The following is a 2,893-nucleotide window of genomic DNA, read 5'->3' on the forward strand; positions in this document are numbered from 1 at the left end:
CGAGAACCGTCGCCGTCGGCACCGGCGCGCCCGCCACTCCCGGAGGCGTCGCCCGCGCCCGCGCCGCTCTGCGCGGGTGGCCCGGGCGGCCGGTCGCCGCGAACTCCTAGCTGGCGAAGCCGCCTTCGGGGCGAATGATCTCCAGGTTGGTGCCGTCCGGGTCGTTGAAGTAGGCGACCCGGGTGCCGAGGGCGGCGTCCGGGGTGACCTCGCCCTCGATGAAGGTGTAGTCGTCGCCGAGGAAGTCGTAGCCGGCGTCCTTCATCCGCCGGTACACGGCGTCGAAGTCGTCGACCCGCAGGCACAGGTGCATCGAGCCGGGCCGGTTGGCCACGCCGCCGGTCCGTTCGCCGACCGGTTCCTGGAACTGGATGAGGTCGATGCCGAGGCTGTTGTCCAGGTTGATCGTGGCGTAGCGCAGCTTCGCCACGGGCAGGCCCTGCGACTTCCCGAACGGCACGCTGTGCATGGTGCCTTGCGCGACGGGCTCCCGCCCGGTGAGGGCCGTGTAGAAGGCGATCGACGCGTCCAGGTCGGAGACCGAGATGCCGACGTGGGCGGCGAGGGTGAGGTTGATCGGGGTGCTGGAAACGGCCATGGTCGTCCCTCTCGTTCGCGCCCCGTGGCCCCCGGTTTCGGGGTGGGCGGCGCGGGGCGGAGTGCTGGAGAAACCGGTCCGCTCACCATTGTCCCGGTGCCCGCCGACCGCGCACCTCAGGGCGGCGGTCGGGGTTCAGGGGCCGGTCAGGGCGGCGTCGACCGCCGCTTCGGCGTGCAGCCGGGTGGTGGGGAAGACGGGCACCGGGCTGTCCTCCGGCCGGACGAGCAGTTCGATCTCGGTGCAGCCGAGGACGATGCCTTCCGCGCCCCCGGCCACCAGTTCTCCGATCACCCGCCGGTAGGCCGCCCGGGACTCCTCGCGGACCAGTCCGACGCATAGTTCCTCGTAGATCACCCGGTGGACCAGGGCGCGCGAATCGGCCTGCGGCACCTGGACGTCCAGGCCGCCCGCCGCCAACCGGCCGCGGTAGAAGTCCTGTTCCATCGTGAAGGCCGTCCCGAGCAGTCCGACCCGCCGCAGGCCCGCCGCCCGGACGGCGGCCGCCGTGGTGTCGGCCAGGTGCAGCAGGGGGACGGAGACCGCCGCCGCGACCTGGTCGGCGACCTTGTGCATGGTGTTGGTGCAGATCAGCAGCAGGTCGGCGCCGGCCGCCTCCAGTGACCGGGCCGCGTCGGCGAGGACCTGGCCGGCCTCCTCCCACCGGCCGGCCGTCTGCAGTCGTTCGATCTGCGCGAAGTCGACGGAGTAGAGCACGAGTCGGGCGGAGTGCAGTCCGCCGAGGCGCTCGCGGGTGAGTCGGTTCAGCAGGCGGTAGTACTCGGCGGTGGATTCCCAGCTCATGCCGCCGATCAGGCCGATGGTCTTCATGGGGCCATTTATAAGCCGGAATCGAAATGTGAGGCAAGTACATAAGTGAATCTTTGATCAGCTCTCCCGGGGCACCCGGTGCTGCCACTCCCGGGCGAACACCTCCGATCCGCCCTCCAGTGCCCGCAGTTGGACGATGCTGAGGAAGTGCCCGGTGTCGCAGCGCAGTTGGGTACGGGTCTGGACGGTGACGTCCCAGCCGATGTCGGGGCGCTCCAGGCGGACGGTGTGGTCGGTGCGGGCCTGAGCGCTGAGCGGGGCGCCGGTGAGCACCCGGTAGGCGGTGACGGTGTGTTCGTCGCGGACCAGGCCGTCGGGGTGGGTGCGGGTGCCGTCGGTGGCGGGGGAGAACTCGGCGCGCCACTCGTGGCGGCCGATGTCGTGCACGGTGAGGTGCTCGGGCCGGGCGGTGAGCGGCTCGGTGAGGTGGACGGCGAGCGGTTCGGGCAGTATCGGGGGTTCGAAGGTGACGGGCCGGGTGCCGACGTCGGCGGCGAGGTGGCGCACCGGCAGGCTGAGGGTGGAGCGGGACGGGTCGACGCCGTACCCGGTGTCCTCGGCCGGGGGCCACACCCAGGGCCAGTAGACGGAGGAGAGGGCGAGCCGCAGCCGGTGCCCGGCCGGGATGGTCGAGGCGCAGGCCGCGAGTTCGACCTCGGCGTCCGGGCCCCCGGCGGCGAGGACGCCCCGGGTGACCAGGTCCGAGGTGCCGTCCGGGCCGACCGCGCACAGCCGGACGGCCACCTGGACGGGCGCGTCGTCCTCGCGCAGCCGCAGCCGTACGGTCGGGGTGCCGAGCAGTTCGACCGGTTCGGGCAGCGGCTGGGAGTCGAAGCAGACCGAGCGGCCGTCCTCCTCCCGCTGGTCGGGCGGCTGGTCGGCGGGGCGGCCGTGCGGGACGTAGGCGCCGGCGTTGAGGCCGGTGTGCTGCGGGGAGCGGACCCGGACGTACCGCTCGTCGGAGGCGGTGCCGGCGGTGCGCAGCGGTCCGTCCAGGCCGTAGTGGATCGCGCGGACGTCGGGGGAGGGCCAGGCCTCGTCGCCGGTCCAGCGGGTGGAGAGCCAGCTGCGCAGGGCGGGTTCCTGGAGGGCGTCGGTGTCGACGCCGCGCAGCCAGTGGTCCCACCAGCGCAGGGTGTCGGGCAGGGCGGCCTCGGGCAGGCCGTGCGGCCAGGGGCCGATCAGGGCGCGCGCGGTGGGGGACTCGGCGAGCAGCCGCAGCACGAAGGAGCAGGACGGGTCGCCCCAGCCGGCCACCGCGAGGGTGGGCACGGACACCGGGACGGTGCTCTCGCCGGCCGCGAGCCAGTCGTCGACGGGCGGGTTCAGGGACTCCAGCCGGGCCAGCCAGGCGGCCCGCCAGGCGTCGCCGACGTACCGCGGGTCGGGCGGCAGGGCGGCGTCGGCGACCAGGGCGGTGAGCCGGGTCTGCAGGTCGGCGGCGAGCACGGCGCCGCCGGTCCG

At 73.7% G+C, this 2,893-nt stretch carries 3 protein-coding genes; all 3 read right to left on the reverse strand.

The window, feature by feature from the left end; translation table 11 throughout:
- Positions 1–106 precede the first annotated feature (106 nt).
- Positions 107–598 (reverse strand): VOC family protein, encoded by a 492-nt coding sequence (locus AE652_RS38895; protein WP_049660208.1) that lies wholly within the window; start codon positions 596–598, stop codon positions 107–109.
- Between the two features lie 135 nt (positions 599–733).
- Positions 734–1,429, reverse strand: a complete 696-nt coding sequence (locus AE652_RS38900) for an aspartate/glutamate racemase family protein (RefSeq protein WP_049660210.1) — start codon at positions 1,427–1,429, stop codon at positions 734–736.
- 57 nt (positions 1,430–1,486) lie between these two features.
- Positions 1,487–2,893 (reverse strand): CocE/NonD family hydrolase (locus tag AE652_RS38905; RefSeq protein WP_159028694.1); only part of this gene is annotated, 1,407 nt, incomplete at its 5' end.

The sequence above is a fragment of the Kitasatospora sp. MY 5-36 genome, from assembly GCF_001182915.1.
Lineage (GTDB): Bacteria > Actinomycetota > Actinomycetes > Streptomycetales > Streptomycetaceae > Kitasatospora.

Coding starts and splice junctions, on each gene's coding strand:
- AE652_RS38900 (WP_049660210.1), bottom strand. CDS start 1,429: ATGAAGACCATCGGCCTGATCGGCGGCATGAGCTGGGAATCCACCGCC.
- AE652_RS38895 (WP_049660208.1), bottom strand. CDS start 598: ATGGCCGTTTCCAGCACCCCGATCAACCTCACCCTCGCCGCCCACGTC.